Raw genomic sequence first — 17,127 nt, forward strand, 5'->3', positions numbered from 1 at the left:
CGGACTCCGTCGTAGATCCTCCCGATAACCGCCTTCCATCCATGAAACTGTTCTGCCCGGGCAATCCCCTGCATCGCTATGCTTCCCGCCGCGAGTTCCTGCATGTCGGCCTCGTCGGCGGCTTGGGACTGACCCTGCCGCAATTCCTCCTGCAGCAGGCGAAGGCCGAGCAGAAATTCTACGAGACCAAGGAAGGCGTAGCAAAGGGCATCATTCACATCTTCCTGCCGGGCGGGATGGCGCACCAGGAATCCTTCGACCCCAAGCCCTTTGCTCCGGCCGAGTACCGCGGCCCCTTTGGCGCGATCGATACCAAGATCCCCGGCGTCCAATTCGGCGAGAAGCTGCCGGAGCTGGCGCAGCTCGCGGACAAGATGACGATCATACGCTCGATGTCGCACGGTGAGGCGGCGCACGAGCGCGGCACGCACAACATGTTCACCGGCTACCGCCCGTCCCCGGCGCTGGAGTATCCCTCCTATGGCTCGGTGATTTCGCACGAGCTGGGCTCGCAGAACAACCTGCCGCCCTACGTGTGCGTGCCGAACATGCCGAACGAGTACGCGGGCTCCGGCTACCTGTCTTCCGCCTACGGGCCCTTCGCGCTGGGCGCGGATCCCTCTAACAAGAATTTCCAAGTGCGGGACCTGAACCTGCCCAATGGCTGTGATGAGTTCCGCTTCAGCCGCCGGCGCTCCTTGTTAGAGACGGTGGACTCACACTTCAGGGCGCTTGAGAAGAGCGACGCGATCGATGCGATGGATGCCTTCTACCAGCACGCCTACAAGCTGATCTCCTCCGAGTCCGCACGCGAGGCCTTCAACCTGGCGAAGGAAGACGACAAGCTGAAAGACGAGTACGGCCGCACCGATGCCGGGCAACGGATGCTGCTGGCACGGCGTTTGATTGAGGCGGGCACGCGCTTCGTCTCACTGACGGTCGGTGGCTGGGATCACCACGACAACATCAAGGGCCAGTTCGAGAACAACATGCCGAAGGTCGACAAGGCGATCGCGGCACTGATCCGCGACCTCGACCGCCGCGGGATGCTCGATTCCACCCTGGTGATGGTGACCTCTGAGTTCGGCCGCACGCCTAAGATCAACCCGACCGGCGGCCGCGACCACTGGCCGAGCGTCTTCTCGGTGGCGATGATCGGCGGCGGCTTCAAGCAAGGCTACGTCCACGGCTCCTCCGACGCCCTTGGCGGCGGGGTGGATACCGATGGCGTGACCGTGGAGGATCTCTCGGCGACAATCTACAACCAGATCGGGATCACCGGCGACAAGGAGCTGATGGCTCCGGGCGGACGGCCTATCGAGATTGTGGCGGACGGGCACGTGCTGGATGTGCTGCTCGCGAAGAAGGCCTAGCCGGAATGACGAATTCCGAATTTCCGACTGACGAATGAAGTCTTTAAGCGGAATCGCGTTGGTGTTGTTAGGCGGATCCGCGATGGCGGGTTTCACGCCGACCCTGAACTTGATCGAGCCACGGGGCGGGCAGCGCGGGGTGGAACTGGAGATGCAGTTCTACGGCGAAAGGCTCGACGGGATCCAGGAGGTGCTGGCCTACGATCCGGGAATCGAGTTCCGCAGCTTCACGGTGGAAAATGACAAGCACGCCTCCGCCAAAATTTTCATCAAGCCGGATGCCCCCTTGGGCGAGCACGGACTGCGGGTGCGGACCAGCGGCGGGGTGAGCTTCCTCCGCTCCTTCTTCGTCGGGCAGTTCCCGGTGGTCAATGAGGTGGATCCCAATGACAAGCCGGAACAGGCGCAGCGGGTGGAACTGAACACCACGGTGCAGGGTGTGGCGAAGCAGGAGGATGTGGACTACTATGTGTGTAGTCTCAAGAAGGGCCAGCGCTTCACCGCCGAGGTGGAGGCGATGCGACTGGGCCGGACGATGTTCGACTCTTACGTGGCGATCGTCGACCCCAAGGGCTTCGAGATCGCTTCCTGTGATGATGCGGCGCTGCTGCGTACGGACCCTTTTGTTTCCACGATCATCCCCGAGGACGGCGACTACTGCGTGCTAGTCCGGGAAGCGGCGTACGAAGGAAACGACAACTGCGAGTATCGCGTGAACATCGGGACCTTCCCGCGGCCGAAGGCAGTCTTCCCGACCGGCGCGAAGGCGGGCGAGACCGTGGAATTCAAGTTCATTGGCGATCCGGCCGGCGACTTCACCGAGAAGGTCACCATTCCGGCGGACGCGGGTGAGAGGTTCCCGCTCTTCCCGACGCGCGATGGCTTGCAAGCACCCTCTCCACACTGGATCAAGATTTCTCCCGCAGCCTCCGTGGTGGAGGCGGAGCCTAACAACGGCGCAAAGGAATCCACTCCCCTGCCCGACCAACCCTGCGTGGGCTATGGCATCATCGGCCAGAATGACGATGTGGACTTCTTCAGATTCAAGGCAGCAAAAGACGAGGAATTCACGATCCGGGTGCTAGCCCGCGAGCTGCGTTCGCCGCTGGATGCGGTGCTCTCGGTGCGCAACGAAAAGGGCGAGAATCTCGCGAACAACGACGACCAGGGCGGACTCGATCCGAAGATGCCGCTGTGGAAGGCACCGGCGGACGGAGAATATCACCTGGTGATCCGCGACCAACTGCGGCGCGGCGGACCGGACTATACCTACCGCGTGGAACTGGAGAAACGCAATGTAGGCATCAGCGCCTCGCTTCCAGTAGTCGAGCGGGACAATTCCCAGAAGTGGAAAATGATCACGGTGCCGCGCGGCAACCGTTACGCGGCGATGGTGAACATCGCCCGCGACAACATCGGCTGTGATGTCAGCCTGGAAGCGGAGAGCTTGCCAGCGGGCGTGACGATGAATGCGCCGGTGGTGAAGCGCTCGGTTACGGCGGTGCCGGTGATCTTCGAGGCCGCGGCTGACGCGCCGGTGGCAGGGAGCCTGTATCGCTTCAAGGTGAAGGCGCTGGAAGATCCGCGGAACATTGCGGGAATCCTGGAGGAGACCATCCACCACGTGGAGATCAATAACCAGGGTCCCTATCACTCGGCCAGCGCCGAGCGAATCCCGGTGGCGGTGATCGATGAGGCGCCCTACAAGCTGGAACTGGAGACGCCCGCGGTGCCGATCGTGAAGAACGGCACGATGCAGCTCAAGGTAAAGGCGCAGCGCAAGGAAGGTTATGCGGAGGCCATCACGCTGAGATTTTTGTGGAACCCACCGGGAATCGGTTCACCGGCGACGGTGACGATGAACGGCGATCAGAGCGAGGCTTTGTACGAGATCAACGCAAACGGCGATGCTCCTCCCGCCGAATGGCAGGTCTGCGTGCTTGGCGAGGCCAATACCCCGCAAGGACCGGTATTGGCCTCGACCTCACTGGTGCCGCTGCGGGTGGCCGATCCCTATCTAACGATGGCGATGGACATGGCCGCCACCGAGCAAGGCAAGGCAACGACCTTGATTTGCAAGATGGACTACCCGGCGAAGTTCGAGGGCAACGCGACGGCCGAGGTGTTCGGCCTCCCGCATGGCGCGACGACCGCGCCGGTGAGTTTCCCCCGTGGCCAGGCGCAGGTGAATTTCCCGGTGGAAATCGCCGGGGATGCCACGGTGGGCAAGCACACGGCGCTGTTCTGCCGGGTGACAGTGCCGGAGAAGGGCACAACGATTCTGCACCAGGTGGGGCAAGGCGGGACACTGCGGATCGATAAGCCGGCGGAGAATGCACCGGCTCCTCCGCCTCAACCGGTGGCGGTAGCTCAGGCTGCACCTGCAGCGCCAGCGGCTCCGGTGGAGAAGCCACTGTCGCGCTTGGAGCAGCTGAGACAGAAGAAGTAGGCGCTGCGTGGAGCGAGCTGCCAGAATGGCTTCGCTCTTCAGTCCAAGCCGGGCGGTGCCACGGCGGCCCCAAGGAGGCTACTCTTAGGGTCCGCGCGCAAACCCACCCGGGAAGCTTGGGGTGGAGTCAGTCGCTAGAACTGCTTCGTCCGCACACCGCCTGGGCAGACCGCCTTAGAACGCGCTGCGGAAGGCGATCTGGTAAGTCACAGCGCTAAGGTCGCTGTTGCGGGTGCTGAGCTCGTCGTAGGAGACGCCGCCCATGACCTTGAGCACATCCTTGCAGAAGTGGTAGTTCAGGCCGGCGTAGACGTAGTGGTGCTCGTTGCCGCGGCCGTTATCGACATCGACGGCGGGGTTCTCGTGATCGGCGCGGATGTAGCGGACCGGGAGTTGCAGGCCCTGGGATTCCGGCGCGCTCCAATACTCGAGTTGGACGACGGCTTGAAGCTTGTCCTCGATGATCCATACCCAGGGCATGACCACGAAGGAATGGAAGTCGCCGGCGCGGCGGGTGATCAGGAGGTTCGCTCCGCCGTTGTCGCCGTAGATGGCTTCCGCCATCACGCCCCAGCGCTTCTTCTCATAGACGGCCGAGAGCGATGCGGCCCAGCCGTAGCCGAGGGCATCGTCGGTGGGGTAAACGAAATCCTCGTCGAGATTGTTCTGGGCGTAGTCCAGATACATTGTGAAGTCCTTGTCCGGCTTCCACTCGAGGCTGCCGTAGAAGAATTGGCCGTCGTTCCAGCCACCGATGAAATCAGCGTCATCCTCCGCACTGAAGAGGCCGAGGGTGAATTCAAAGTCGCCCTTGTCCAGCTCGAGGGTCACACCGGTGGGGCGGCTCTGCGAGCCACCGAGCTTCTCGGCGATGGCGCTGCGCTCGATGGTGTAAGTATCGTCCGAGGACATGTGCTGCTCTTGGGACATTTTCAGCTTCATCCGCCCGTACTTGAGCTTGATGCCGTCGAGAGGGCCGGTGCCGAAGGCCTTGCCGATGTCGAATTGGAGTGAAGCCTCGTCGAAGCGGTCGTAGCCCCACTCCAAGTCGGTGAAGAGATCATTGCGGAAGCGATCATCCGCCACCAGGTTCACATTGATCTCCGCCTTGAAGTATTTGAGGAACTCGGTCTTAGTCTCCAAGCGAAGCCTACGGAATTCGTCGTAGTTGTCGTTGAACTCAAGGCCATTGACGTCCTCCCCTTCGACGTGGACGGCCTGGTAGTGGAAACGCCCGCCGATCTCGAAGGACTGGAACCAAGGGTTCTCCTCGTTGTGATAGAGACGCCCGGGGTGATCCTGCAGCCAGCTGCACCAATCACCCTCGTTCGAATGCTTGGGAGCCTCGGACTCCACGATCGCGCCCTTGGCGTCGGTCGTGGTCATCACCGGCTCGACACCAGCACCAGCGGCGACACCGGACTCCGCAGTGACGAACTCGTGGGGCTCGCCCTTGTGCTTGTCCTTATGCTTCTTGCCGTCCTTGTCCTTCTTCTTCCCGTCTTTGTGCTTATCCTTCTTTTCCCCGTCCTTGTACTTCTCGCCGTCCTTGTGCTTGTCCTTCTTTTCCCCGTCCTTCTTCTTTCCGTCTTTGTCCTTATCCTTCTTTTTCTTCTCGCCCTTCTCCTCTTTCTTGGGAGCGGCATCCGGGGCGGCCGCGGCCTCCTCCGCCGCGCGGGCGGCAGGCAGGATGGCGAGACTCAGGCAGGAACAAACGGCAAGGCGGGCAAGGGCTTTCATGGGGTTTTCGGGCAGCAGGCTGCGATGGCCGATCACATATCCAGCTCGTTGCCGGTCGGGGTCAGGATCACGCGGTTGTTGCCGCAGACATGGTGCAGGGCGTCCAGCAGCTTCGGCGTGCTGACACCGAGCTTGAGCTGCATGCCGTAGCGCAGCTCGGTCATCATGCCGGCTTGGGCCGAGGAGACGCTGACAAGCTGCACGCGGTCCGTGTGTTCATCAAAGACCGGCTTGAGCAGCTTTTCGAAATCCATGTCGCTGGTCATGCGCAGGGTCAGCATGTGCGAGGCGCGGCGGGGCGCGAAGGCATCCGTCTTGGTGAGGATCACCACTGCGGCACCGACAATGACGGTGATCACGATCGCCATGTCATACATGCGGGCACCGACCACCATGCCGATGGCCATGGCGAAGAAGACGAAGGCAAGGTCTCGCGACTGGCCGAGGGTTCGGCGGAAGCGGATTACCGAGAAGGCGGCGAACATACCGAAGGCGATCGCCTGGTTGCCCGCCACCACCATGATCAGAATCGTCGTGACGACGCCAATCATGACCAGGGTCTGGACGTAGTCTTGGGAATAGCGGGTACCCTTGTAGGTCTTCCGGTAGATCGTCGCGATCAGCAGGTTCAGCACGAGGCTGATCGCCATCGCGAAAGCGACCTCTTCGAAACCGGGCTTGGTCGGCACCCCGTCCTTCATCGTAGGACCGAAGAAGTTATCGAAAACGTGAAGTGCTTGAGGGGCGGTGTCGGCGGCAAGGCTAACAACAGAATCGGCTAGGGCGGCAAACGGGTACATGCGGATACTCGGAGAAGAAAAAGCAAACGATTACGAAGCTACGCCTAGCGTGCTTTCGCCGGGTGCAGGAGCGCGAGGAATTTCAGCGCCAGCACGCGGAAGATGCCGCCGGTCTTGGCCGGCTCCGGAATGCGGGCACGGCGCGGCAGCGCGGAAGTGGAAGGAGGCAATGGCCGGCCCTTGTCATCCACGGGATTCGGATTGTTTCGCACGATCCGCTCTGTGGGTGCCGGATTAGGGCGGGGCAATCTGCCCGTTTTGCCCTGAAATTCATACATTTCCAGCGCGGCGGTGTACTTGCTGAAACCCCGGGGCACCAAGTTATATTCGCCGATCAGGTTACGAAACCAGAAGGGCACGGGACCGATGGTCTTGACCTCCATGACCGCCGAGCCGGGCTCCAGCAGGGGCAGCTCGAAGTCAGGATCGTCCGGCGTGAGCGGGATCAGGCGGAAGCGGCAGCGGGGATCGATATCGAAGGTGATGCGGATAGTCCCGCTCGGACCGCTGTCGAAGGCGTAGCGGTGATAGCGGATCTGGACGACCGGCTTGCCACCGCGGACGTTCAAAAGATCGTTGATTTCGGCCCGCACGCGCTCATCGATCGCGCTGGGAGTGCCTTGCTGCGCGGGGATGTGGCCGGCGGAGAGCTGGGGCAGATCCTCGAGGCTAACCGGGATGCGGCGCTTGACGGTCACGCCGTCGAGCTTGTGCTTCACCTCGACAAAGGCGCTGGGCGGGATGGCACCGTCAGTACGGCCGTAGAGCCGGCTGCGGACGCGGCGGCGATTCGGCACGTCGAGCTGCTTCTGCCAGTAGCTGGTGCGCTCGTCGGTGTCGAAATACTCGGAAAGAATGGGATAGCCGTCCTCGGCACCGCGGTCGGCGACCATCAACTCGCCCACGCGGGCGCGAAGAACCCCCGCCAGATGGGGGGGCAGCACGAACTTGAATTCCCTGCGATTTTGATTGGCGTCCATTGCCGTGGGTGGAAACCGGACCGGGGTTTAGCGGACGCCGGGGAGCGTTTGCGCTGGGTGAAGGGTCGGCTTCATCGGTTTTGGGGAGAATAAACGAGGCGAGATTAACTGAAGATTAAGAACATAGAGCAGTGAGAGAATGAACGGACTAGGTTTCCGTAGGGGCAATCCCGCACGAGCACTGCAATAAACGTGACAATTTCGTTACAACTTAGGCCCGTCGATCAAAAATCATTCCAGACCGAGGCCAAAATTGCATTTTTTTGCCGGATGTATGGACAGGGTGAATCGGCCGGTCCATTTGACGCTTGGACGGCGCACCCGGGGGGAAGATCCGGGGGCACGGTGCGCGGCGCTCCAAAAGGGATCGCTGCGAGGGCTTCGGGAGACGCAGACAACAGGGTGCCTGCGCCAGACGGCGGGGGGAGGATTCTCATGCGCGGGGGAACGACGAGAGATTGGGGAACTCAGGAGGGAAAGCGCCGTGCGACCAGAAACGGACTAACGACGGGAGGCAACATATCCTGAAGGCGCGTTAGAACACAACTCCCGAAACGCCAGCCGGATACGATTCGGGATTTCCCCTACAAGCCGTAGGGCGAGGACCAAGCCGTGGCAGCGATAGCCAAGGAGTCCCTGCCCACGCCGCCAGGGCCCTCCCTGCTAGTGGCGCTGCATCTCCAGCAGCGCGCGGAACATCTCGTGCTTGGCCTCCAGTTCCTGGAAGGTGCCATCCCCCACAATCCGGCCCTGCTCGAAGACCAGGATACGGTCCGCGATGCGGATGGTGCTGAAGCGGTGCGCGATGATGAAGGTGGTCCGGCCCTTGGTCAGGTCCGCCAGTTCCTGCTGGATGAACGACTCCGCCTCGGAATCGAGGGCGGAGGTCGCCTCGTCCAGGATCAGGACCGGGGCGTTCTTCAGGAAGGCGCGGGCGATCGAGATGCGCTGCTTCTGGCCGCCGGAGAGCTGGGCCCCGCGCTCGCCGACTTGGGTGTCGTAGCCCTGCGGCTGCTGCATGATGAATTCGTGCGCATGCGCCTGGCGGGCGGCTTCCTTCACTTCTTCCTCGGTCGCATTCCTGCGGCCCAGGCGGATGTTCTCGAAGATGCTGGCGGCGAAGAGGACGGCCTCCTGCGGCACGATGGTGATGTGATCGCGCAGGTCCTTCAGCCGCAGCTCACGCAGGTCCACCCCATCCAGATGGATGGAGCCTTCGGAGGGATCGTAGAAACGCGGCAACAGGCTGGCGAAGGTGGTCTTGCCCGCCCCGGAGCGACCGACAAGCGCCACCACTTGGCCGGCGGGCACATCCAGGGAGATCTCGTGCAGGGCCGGCGTATCGCCATAGGCGAAGGAGACCTTCTCAAAGCGGACGGCCCCGCTCACCTTGTCGATCTGCACCGGATTCGGCGGATCGGTCGCTCCTTCGTCCGCATTCAGGATGGTCTCCAGGCGGTCCAGCGAGGCTTCGCCCTGCTTCATGCGGTTGTGGATTTCGCCGAGCTTCTTGAGCGGGTCGTAGCTCATGTAGAGCGCCATCACCAGCGGCAGGAATTGCTCCAGGCTGAAGCCACGAGTGGCCGCGTAGCCGAGTGCCGCCGCCACCACCGCCGCCGAGATCATCTCGATCGCCGGCGGGGACATGTAGCGGTATTTGATGACCTTCAGGTGGAACTTCGTCCAGCGGCCGATGCCATCCAGGAAGCGCTTGCCCATCATCTGCTCCAGATTGAAGGCGCGGATCTCGCGAGTGGCGCCCAGCGTCTCGGCCAGCACCGCGGAGTTGTCCCCGGCCTCGCGCTGCATGGCGGCGGCCTTGCGCATCAGGCGCTTGCCCAGCAGTCGCACCGGCAGCGCCGCCACCGGGATGCTGAGCAGGCAGATCAGCAGGAAGAAGGACTCCTTGTTCTTGTAGCTCTGGATGCCCAGGTAGGTAAGCGCGCCGATTAGGGTGAAGGGCTGCTTGATCAGGTCATTCGAGATGGTGGTGACCACGCCCTGAAGCATGTTCGAGTCCGAGATCACACGGCTGATCAGCTCGCCCGTGCGGCGCTGGGTGAAGAAGCTCAGCGGCAGCCGCTGCAATTTATCGAAGACCGATTGTTGGATCTCCCGCAGGACGTGCAAGCCTGCCGCGGTGACCAAGTAAGTATTCATGAACCCGGCGATGCCGCGCAGCAGGGCCACGATGGGAATAAGCGCGCAGGCAATCACCAGCGTGGCCATCCAGGCATGCTCCTTGCCGACATGCTCTTCCACCCAGAGCCGGGTCTTGTTGGTCCGCTCGAATTTCTCGATCGACTTCGGGAAGGCAGCCTCCATGAGCTTGTCCCCTTCCTCCTGGCTGCCCTTGGCCTCGCCCAGGACTTGTCGGACCTCCTCCACCCTCGGGCTGCCGAAGATCAGCGGGAAGACCTTCTCCACCAGCGCTGGCATGCCGTAGCCGCTGATGATGGCGAACAAAATGCCGGAAAGCACCCCCGCCAGGAAGGTGCCTTTCACTTGCGCGAGGTAGCCGAAATAGGGATAGAATCGCTTCATCCGTGGCGGCGGACATAGCCCCCACCCGGCCTGCCCGGCAAGCGCGGAACTATCCGCCGGCGGAGCGATTAAGCTTGCAAGCCAGGCGATTGCTGTCGGGGGACTGCGACCCGATGAAGACCACGAGGCCACCGAAAACCTGGCTGGCGATCAAGATGCCGCCCCTGCTCGAGTTCGAAAGTGAACCCGCTTGGTAGAGCCAAATTGGCGATGGCGCTATGGCGCGGGAGACGGGCGGTTGCCCTGCCCGGTGGGTGCCGCTAGATTGTCGCGGTGACGCTCGAAGTCTCCACCCCTGCCCTGCTGTTTCCGGCGATCAGCTTGCTATTCCTATCCTTCACCAACCGCTTCCTGCACCTGTCCGCACTGATCCGGCAGCTTCACAAGGACTGGCTGGAGCGGAGGGAGGATCTGCTGCGGGCACAGATCGATAACCTGAAGCGACGCCTGACCCTGATCCGATTGATGCAGTTGTTCGGGGCCTTCAGTCTATTCCTCTGTGTGAGCTCGATGGTGGCAGTGACCGCGGCAATGCAAGAAGTGGCGGTGCCGACCTTCACCGTGGCGCTGCTGCTGATGGGCTGTTCGCTGGCCTGCCTGTGCTACGAGGTCTGGATCTCGGGCGGGGCCTTGCGGATTCTGCTGAACGCGGTGGAGAAGGAAGAGGGCAAATGAAGAAGTGTCGCATGATCAGGGATCGATGGGCAGCGTGAGAACCACCATGATTGCCAGACCGACCTGGGATTTCACTTTTTAAGCGCTGAGCCGTCAGCAGCGTAGTTATCGGTGATGTTCTCGGTGATGACGCCGCGGACATCGCCTTCGTCATTGTATTGCCAGATCTTCACGGAGGCAAAGGAGGCGCTGGATTGCTTCCACGGCGCGGGACCACCCCAGCCGGGGAGCCAGATGCCGAGGTTCAATTGGGCGGCCATGGAGGGCACGAAGGTGGGGTTCTCACCGACTTTCTTGCCATCGAGGTAGTGAGTGGCGCGGTCGCCCGAGTAGATCGCGTAGCGGTCCTTGCCGAGGCGCTTGAGCGGATTGCCGAGGTAGCGGTTGAAGGGGATGGCCTTGTCTTGCACCCAGTGGAAGCCGTCCTTTTCGGCCACCTGCGCATCGGTTACGCCATCGATCGGGACGAGCTTGGTCCGCCACTCGGTGGTCAAGGTGTGGTACTGGCCATCGATCATCGGCTTCACCTCGAAGGTCCGGGGCTGATGCTTGTTTTGGAGGAAGGTATTGTACATCGCCTTGTCGAAGTCGCCGCCCTTGCCGAACTCGGGGAAGTCGAGTTCCGACCAGTATTCGTTCGCGCCTTCGCCGTAGGCCTTCAGGTTGGGATTGTAGAGCGGCTCGGTGGCATGGAAGGCATCCATGCCCTCCTTCGGCACGGAGACGTAGCGGTAGCCGTAGGTCCACACCGCCGGCACTGCGCCCTTCGGGCGGGTGGGATCTTCGGGACCGCCCTCGGCCTTGGCAGCGCCGCCGATCTTCATGATCACCTCGAAGCGGCCGGAGGCGAAGAACTCCCGGCTAACGACGAGGCCACCGACCCGGCTGCGTTCACCCTCGTAGCCCTGGAGCGGCCCATCGTAGAGGTCGCCGTGGGCCGTGCAGACCAGCACCGGCTGCTCCTTGCCGTTCACCCGGTCGCGGGCGATGGCCACGTTCTCCGGCGCGACGCCGTTGTTCCCCTGCCCCCATTTCTTGCGCGGGAGATACCAGCGGGCGGGATCGATCTTGCCGCTGCTCCAGTCCTCTTCGAGCGCCAGCTTGGCCCCCGCGGGCAGTGGCGGGAGCTGGGTTTCCTGCGCGGCGGCGGAGCAGGCCAGCAGGAGCAGAAAGAGGGCGGACTTGGGAACTTGCGGAAGAGAAGAGTTCATCGGGTATCGCAGACCATCTAGCAACACGGGGGCGGCCTGCCGCGCCACGGCAAGTGGTCGCTTCAGCCTACCGGTTTTTCCCGCCTTGGCACTTGGAACTTCGGACCCGGCCCGCCAACTTCCCCGCGTGCTCGCCTTCTCGACCTGCTGGAACAACTCGCGCCACCTGGATGGCGAGGAGATGATCGATGAGATCAACGAGCTCGGTTTCAACTGCCTGGAGCTGTCGCACGGGATGACCGTGACCAAACTCCCGGGGATCCGGAAGGCCTATGCTGCGGGCAAGTTCACCTGCTCCGGGGTGCACAACTACTTCCCCTCCCCGGTGGAGGTGATGATCGATGCGCCGGACGCTTACGAGTTCACCTCACACCGGCCCTTCGACCGGCAACGGGCGATGGAGATGACCTTCAAGACCCTGGAACTGGCAGCGGAGTTCAAGGCACACTACCTGGTGCTGCACATGGGCTCGGTGCCACTGGACACCAGGAAGTGGACCAAGCGGCTGACGGCGATGGTCGCGGAGCAGGGCCGGAATGGCGCGGACTACGCGGCAGAGAAAATCGCCTTCGTGAAGAAACGCGAGAAGATCGCGCCTCTCTACTATCACCGCGCGATCGAAGCGCTGGAGAAGATCGCGGAGAAGGCGGCCGAATATGGCGTGAAGCTGGCGGTGGAATCCCGCTCACGCTACGAGGACATGCCGAGCGAGCGCGAGATGGTGCTGCTTCAGACCCACTTCGCGGACAATCCCTGGGTGGGCTACTGGCACGACTTCGGGCACGTGCAGCTCAAGCACAACCTCGGCCTGCTGGACCACCCGGAATGGCTGCGGCGGATCTCGCCCCACCTGATCGGCGGCCACCTCCACGATGTGCAGTGGCCGCAGCGCGACCACCGCACCCCCTTCACCGGTGAGCTGGTTTACAAGGATCTCCTGCCCTATTTCCCGGCGGACTGCCCGATCGTCTGGGAGCTGAGCCCGACGCGGAAGACAGAGGAAATCCGCGACGCACTGGCGGTGTGGAAGCACACCTTCCCTGACAGGCTCTAAGTTGACCGGATATATTTCGGTTTAGTTGACTTTTTCAGGTTGATTAGTTCGGCAGAATGCCGTTTCTAGGGGCAACTTCCCCTAAAGTTCATGCACATCCCGCCACGTGTCGCCTGCGTGGTCGCGATCCTCCTCCCCGCGGCCCCTGCCTTCGGCCAAACCTACGATCTGGTCTTCAACGACCCGGTCCAGCAGACCAATGCCACGCATGCGGTGCTGGGCGATTATTATACCGGCACCACCTTCGACTTCCTCAACGTCGCTCCGGACTCGGGACAGTGGGTGGACATGCGGCTCACGATCACGGACATCACGACGCCGCGGTATGGCTACATGGGGAGCGTGCCCGACTACAGCGGAACCCCCGGCGTCTCAGGTGGAGACCTTGGGCTTGTCTATTCCTATCAAGGCGGCTCCGGCGGCGCTGGCAACTTTGGCCCCGGTAGTGCGACCTACAATCTGGAGTTCTTCCAAGGCGGCAGCAATTTCTCCAATCCCTTCGCGATTCCCGACTTCCGGATCATGCTCTACGAGGTGGACGGTGAGCCCACGCAGGACGAGGGAGTCATGGTCTTCGCCAATGATGGGCTGGTCAGCTACCAGCTCCCGACCTCCACGCAGATCTCGGCGACGGACCAAGGCGGCGGGCAGCTCCTCTTCAGCGCGCCGGGGATCGACACCCCGTTTACGGATCCGAGCGCCGCGTTCCTCCTCCGCTACCAAAACACGAGCGCGATCAGCTTGCAGGTGATCGCCAATACCTATAGCGGCAGCCCGAACAACAATGGTGTCCTCGTCGCCATCGATGGCGATCTGAGCACGATCCTTGGCGGCTCGCTCTCCGCCCCGGTTTTCGTGCCGGAACCCTCGGTAGCCGGTCTTGCCGTGCTGACAGCGGCGGGCGCGCTCTTCAGGCGCCGGCGTCAACGGCCTTGAAAAAGAGCCCCCAATCGTGTCGCGCACGAAAGTTCTAGCGGATTGCATCCGGTATCCGGGTCGCTAGATTCCCACACCATGCGCCACACGCTTCTCGCAGCCGCTACTTTCCTGTCCGTCGTCTCCCCCGCCCTCGCCAAGCCCGGCGTGGAGGTGGTGGCTACCGGTTTCAACCGCCCGCTGTGGGTGGGAGCTCCCAATCACGTAAAGGACCGGCTGTGGGTGATTGAGCAGGACGGGCGGATCTGGATCGTCAATTCCAAGACTGGCGAGAAACAGGCCGAGCCCTTCCTGGACATCACCGAGCAGGTGCGCCGCAAGGGCAACGAGGAGGGTCTGCTGGGCTTGGCCTTCGCACCGGACTTCGAGAAGTCGGGGCGCTTTTACGTGAACTTCGTGGACAAGCAGCAGAACACCCGGATCTCGCGCTTCACCTCCAAGGGTCCGGATTTCAAGACTGCGGACAAGGAGAGCCAGGAAGTGCTGCTGTCCTTCAAGCAGCCCTACGACAATCACAACGGCGGCTGCGTGATCTTCGGGCCGGATGGCATGCTCTACGTCGGCACGGGTGACGGTGGCGCGGGCGACGATCCGCAGGGCAACGGCCAGAAGACCGACACCTACCTCGGCAAGATGCTGCGCCTCGATGTTTCAGGCAAGAGCGGCTACGAGGTACCCAAGGACAATCCCTTCGTCGGCAAGAGCGAATACAAGCCGGAGATCTGGGCGGTGGGTCTGCGCAATCCCTGGCGCTTCTCCTTCGACCGCAAGACCGGCGACCTGTGGATCGGCGATGTGGGCCAGAACAAGTGGGAGGAAATCGACTTTGTGGCCAAGGGCAAGGGCGCGGCCTCGAACTTCGGCTGGCGCCTGCGCGAGGCGGACAAGCCGAATCCCAACAAGGGCATCGCCGGCGACAAGCCGGACAACAACGTGGAGCCGGTGTATGTCTATCAGCACGGCGGCGGCCCCAAGGACGGCCTCTCGGTCACCGGGGGCTATGTCTATCGCGGCCCGGTGAAGGAGTTGGAGGGTCGCTACATCTTCGCCGACTACCAGAACCGCCACGTCTGGTCCTTCGTTCTCAAGGGCGACAATGCGACCGACTTCCAGGATCACTCGGACGATTTCAAGACCGACAAGGTCAAGGTGGGCATGGTCTCGTCCTTTGGGGAAGATCCGGAAGGCAATCTCTACATCGTGGATCAGGCCGGGCCGATCTTCCGGGTCGTGGACAAGTAAGGCCAGCACAGCCTAACCAGGCTATCGCTCCGCGAAAACAAGCTTCAAAGCCCGCACCCAGTGCGGGCTTTTTCGTTTCTGGCGCGTGACAGCCCACCTAACAGAATTGTCACGTGGCAATGTCCTCACGGGATGCCGGTTTGCAGGATCCCGAGCCCCCGCCAAGATCGACAAACGCGCCCAAATATGAATGCAACCCGTTTAAAATAGGTTACTTAAATGTAACCGAAGGATGATTCCCGGAGGCATCATCCGGACCTGAGTTCGTGGGTGAACGGTCGCACAAAGACCGGATCCCAAACCATCGAACTCGCATGAAAAAACAACTGCTCGCACTCGCCTGCCTGACGGCCATCGCGCCGCTTCAGGCTGCTCCCGAAGTGAACATTGCCCTCCCCGAGCGTTTCCGCCTGCTCACCCGCCAGCTCTTCGACCTGCGTGTCGAGGCCAGCAATCTTGGCAACATCAATGCCACGCTGAAGCTGCGCGACGAACGCGGCAATGACATCACCAGCCAGTTCGGCACGCCGGAGGTCACGACCGACAACAACAACAACGCCGGCGATCTGGACAAGGCCTGGGTCTTCCGCGCGCAGACCTTCTCCTCTCTCGGCATCAAGACCATCGTTGCCGAAGTCAGCGACAGCAGCGGCCAAGGCAGCTTCACCCAGAAGATCGGGGTGCAGGAGTTCAAGAACAAGATCAACACCAAGGAGAACATCATCCTCTTCATCGGTGACGCGATGGGTGCCACCTACCGCGACGTGGGCCGGATCGTGGCGAAGAGCACCGGCGACGGCTTCCGCGAAGGCTTCTTCGACGAGAAGCAACAGATGGACCAGATGCCTTACAGCGGCATGGTGATGACCTACGCGCAGGATGCGGTCGTGCCGGATTCCGCCAACACCGGCACCGCCTGGGCCACCGGCAACAAGACGATCAATGGCGCGCTCAACACCTTCCCCGACAACAACGACTGGAAGACCGGCAATGCCTCCAAGCTCGACAATCCGCGCTATGAAACGCTGTGGAGCTACCTCAAGCGCCTGCACGGCTACAAGACCGGCATCGTCACCACCGCGGAAGTGACCGACGCGACCCCGGCTGCTGAAGGCGGCTACTCGATCCAGCGTGCCCTCAAGAAGGACATCGCGAAGCAGTATGTGGACGGCACTTTCTTCAGCGGCCCGTCCTTCGACGTGATCCTCGGCGGTGCCAAGGGTGACTTCGACGCGCGCACCGCGGCCAATGCCGGCGACACCCGCAACCTGATCAACGATCTCGTCGCGAAGGGCTTCACCCGCGTGGATGACCGCACCCAGCTCAATGCGCTAAGCACCCCGCCGGACAAGCTGATCGGCCTCTTCTCCACCGGTAACATGACGGTGACCTATGACAAGCTGGGCTACACCCGCCCGGCTGGTGAGACCTCGACGGTCAATGCCGCCTTCCCGAACCAGCCCTTCCTCGAGGAGATGACCGCGAAGGCGATCGCCACCCTGAGCAAGGACGACTCGCCCTTCATCCTGATGGTCGAGGGTGCCTCGATCGACAAGCAATCCCACGCCAACGATGCCGCCGGCACCCTGTGGGACGTGATCGAATTCGACAAGGCGATCGGCGTGGGCCGCGCATGGGCCAAGGCCAATCCGAAGCGCAAGACGCTGACGCTGGTCAGCGCTGACCACGACCAGTCGATGCACATCATCGGCGTGGTGGACACCAACGTACCGAATGCGACCCAAAACGTGCGCTCGGGCCAAGCCTACACTGGCCTGACCGGCGGCGTGACCGGCTTCCCGGACTACGCGCTCAACCCGGCCACCGGCTACCCGCTCAACACCAACCGCTACCGCGTGGCGGTCGGCTTCCGCACTGGAGATCACACCGGCTCGACGGTGCCGATCACGGCGGAAGGTGCCGGCGCGGCGCTCTTCAGTGGCGTATTCGACCAGACGGACATCTTCTTCAAGATGGCCAAGATGGTCGACAGCGACACCACCGAGATCGACAAGATCGAGAAGGAGAAGGCCAAGCTCCTCAACGAGATCATCGACCAGAACTACATCCTCGAGCATTGAAGAGCGCGAAAGTCCGGCACAGACCGGACTGACAGCCCCAAT

12 protein-coding genes are annotated in these 17,127 nt (G+C 62.2%); 7 read left to right on the forward strand and 5 right to left on the reverse strand.

The annotated features are described in order from the left end of the window. The first annotated feature begins 41 nt into the window (after positions 1 to 41). Entirely contained in the window at positions 42 to 1,373 is a 1,332-nt protein-coding gene (locus BV071_RS04515; protein ID WP_035602769.1) for a DUF1501 domain-containing protein, read from the forward strand. Between the two features lie 34 nt (positions 1,374 to 1,407). Continuing rightward, complete coding sequence (locus BV071_RS04520; protein ID WP_035602772.1) at positions 1,408 to 3,822, forward strand: hypothetical protein; 2,415 nt, start codon at positions 1,408 to 1,410, stop codon at positions 3,820 to 3,822. Positions 3,823 to 3,996: 174 nt separating this feature from the next. Here BV071_RS04520 and BV071_RS04525 read toward each other — a convergent pair whose 3' ends face one another. The 4 genes from BV071_RS04525 to BV071_RS04540 form a co-directional block, all read right to left on the reverse strand. After that, positions 3,997 to 5,562 (reverse strand): porin, encoded by a 1,566-nt coding sequence (locus BV071_RS04525; RefSeq protein ID WP_265594070.1) that lies wholly within the window; start codon positions 5,560 to 5,562, stop codon positions 3,997 to 3,999. A gap of 32 nt (positions 5,563 to 5,594) precedes the next feature. Continuing rightward, the gene (locus BV071_RS04530) at positions 5,595 to 6,362 is read right to left on the reverse strand and encodes a DUF4956 domain-containing protein (protein ID WP_081885789.1); all 768 of its coding nucleotides are present in this window, start codon (positions 6,360 to 6,362) and stop codon (positions 5,595 to 5,597) included. Positions 6,363 to 6,406: 44 nt separating this feature from the next. Continuing rightward, the gene (locus BV071_RS04535) at positions 6,407 to 7,342 is read right to left on the reverse strand and encodes a polyphosphate polymerase domain-containing protein (protein WP_035602780.1); all 936 of its coding nucleotides are present in this window, start codon (positions 7,340 to 7,342) and stop codon (positions 6,407 to 6,409) included. 663 nt (positions 7,343 to 8,005) lie between these two features. Further along, positions 8,006 to 9,886, reverse strand: coding sequence for an ABC transporter ATP-binding protein (locus tag BV071_RS04540; RefSeq protein ID WP_035602783.1), 1,881 nt, complete (start codon positions 9,884 to 9,886; stop codon positions 8,006 to 8,008). 273 nt (positions 9,887 to 10,159) lie between these two features. Here BV071_RS04540 and BV071_RS04545 point away from each other — a divergent pair, with 273 nt between their 5' ends. Continuing rightward, positions 10,160 to 10,561 (forward strand): DUF2721 domain-containing protein, encoded by a 402-nt coding sequence (locus BV071_RS04545; protein WP_035602795.1) that lies wholly within the window; start codon positions 10,160 to 10,162, stop codon positions 10,559 to 10,561. A gap of 71 nt (positions 10,562 to 10,632) precedes the next feature. Here the strand turns inward: BV071_RS04545 and BV071_RS04550 are convergent, their stop codons facing one another. Continuing rightward, on the reverse strand, positions 10,633 to 11,772 hold the full coding sequence (locus tag BV071_RS04550) for a glycoside hydrolase family 16 protein (RefSeq protein WP_052572896.1): 1,140 nt from the start codon (positions 11,770 to 11,772) through the stop codon (positions 10,633 to 10,635). Between the two features lie 85 nt (positions 11,773 to 11,857). Between BV071_RS04550 and BV071_RS04555 the strand changes: the two genes are divergently transcribed. The 4 genes from BV071_RS04555 (at position 11,858) to BV071_RS04570 (ending at position 17,085) form a co-directional block, all read left to right on the forward strand. Beyond that, entirely contained in the window at positions 11,858 to 12,826 is a 969-nt protein-coding gene (locus BV071_RS04555; RefSeq protein WP_265594071.1) for a sugar phosphate isomerase/epimerase, read from the forward strand. A 90-nt stretch (positions 12,827 to 12,916) separates the two neighbouring features. After that, positions 12,917 to 13,762 carry a PEP-CTERM sorting domain-containing protein gene (locus BV071_RS04560; RefSeq protein ID WP_035602800.1) on the forward strand — a complete coding sequence of 282 codons (846 nt, stop codon included), beginning with the start codon at positions 12,917 to 12,919 and terminating at the stop codon, positions 13,760 to 13,762. A 78-nt stretch (positions 13,763 to 13,840) separates the two neighbouring features. Beyond that, complete coding sequence (locus BV071_RS04565) at positions 13,841 to 15,004, forward strand: PQQ-dependent sugar dehydrogenase (protein ID WP_035602803.1); 1,164 nt, start codon at positions 13,841 to 13,843, stop codon at positions 15,002 to 15,004. A 314-nt stretch (positions 15,005 to 15,318) separates the two neighbouring features. Then, entirely contained in the window at positions 15,319 to 17,085 is a 1,767-nt protein-coding gene (locus BV071_RS04570) for an alkaline phosphatase (protein WP_035602806.1), read from the forward strand. Positions 17,086 to 17,127: the final 42 nt, after the last annotated feature.

The sequence above is a fragment of the Haloferula sp. BvORR071 genome, from assembly GCF_000739615.1.
GTDB lineage: Bacteria > Verrucomicrobiota > Verrucomicrobiia > Verrucomicrobiales > Akkermansiaceae > Haloferula.

Coding starts and splice junctions, on each gene's coding strand:
- BV071_RS04515 (WP_035602769.1), top strand. CDS start 42: ATGAAACTGTTCTGCCCGGGCAATCCCCTGCATCGCTATGCTTCCCGC.
- BV071_RS04520 (WP_035602772.1), top strand. CDS start 1,408: ATGAAGTCTTTAAGCGGAATCGCGTTGGTGTTGTTAGGCGGATCCGCG.
- BV071_RS04525 (WP_265594070.1), bottom strand. CDS start 5,562: ATGAAAGCCCTTGCCCGCCTTGCCGTTTGTTCCTGCCTGAGTCTCGCC.
- BV071_RS04530 (WP_081885789.1), bottom strand. CDS start 6,362: ATGTACCCGTTTGCCGCCCTAGCCGATTCTGTTGTTAGCCTTGCCGCC.
- BV071_RS04535 (WP_035602780.1), bottom strand. CDS start 7,342: ATGGACGCCAATCAAAATCGCAGGGAATTCAAGTTCGTGCTGCCCCCC.
- BV071_RS04540 (WP_035602783.1), bottom strand. CDS start 9,886: ATGAAGCGATTCTATCCCTATTTCGGCTACCTCGCGCAAGTGAAAGGC.
- BV071_RS04550 (WP_052572896.1), bottom strand. CDS start 11,772: ATGAACTCTTCTCTTCCGCAAGTTCCCAAGTCCGCCCTCTTTCTGCTC.
- BV071_RS04560 (WP_035602800.1), top strand. CDS start 12,917: ATGCACATCCCGCCACGTGTCGCCTGCGTGGTCGCGATCCTCCTCCCC.
- BV071_RS04565 (WP_035602803.1), top strand. CDS start 13,841: ATGCGCCACACGCTTCTCGCAGCCGCTACTTTCCTGTCCGTCGTCTCC.
- BV071_RS04570 (WP_035602806.1), top strand. CDS start 15,319: ATGAAAAAACAACTGCTCGCACTCGCCTGCCTGACGGCCATCGCGCCG.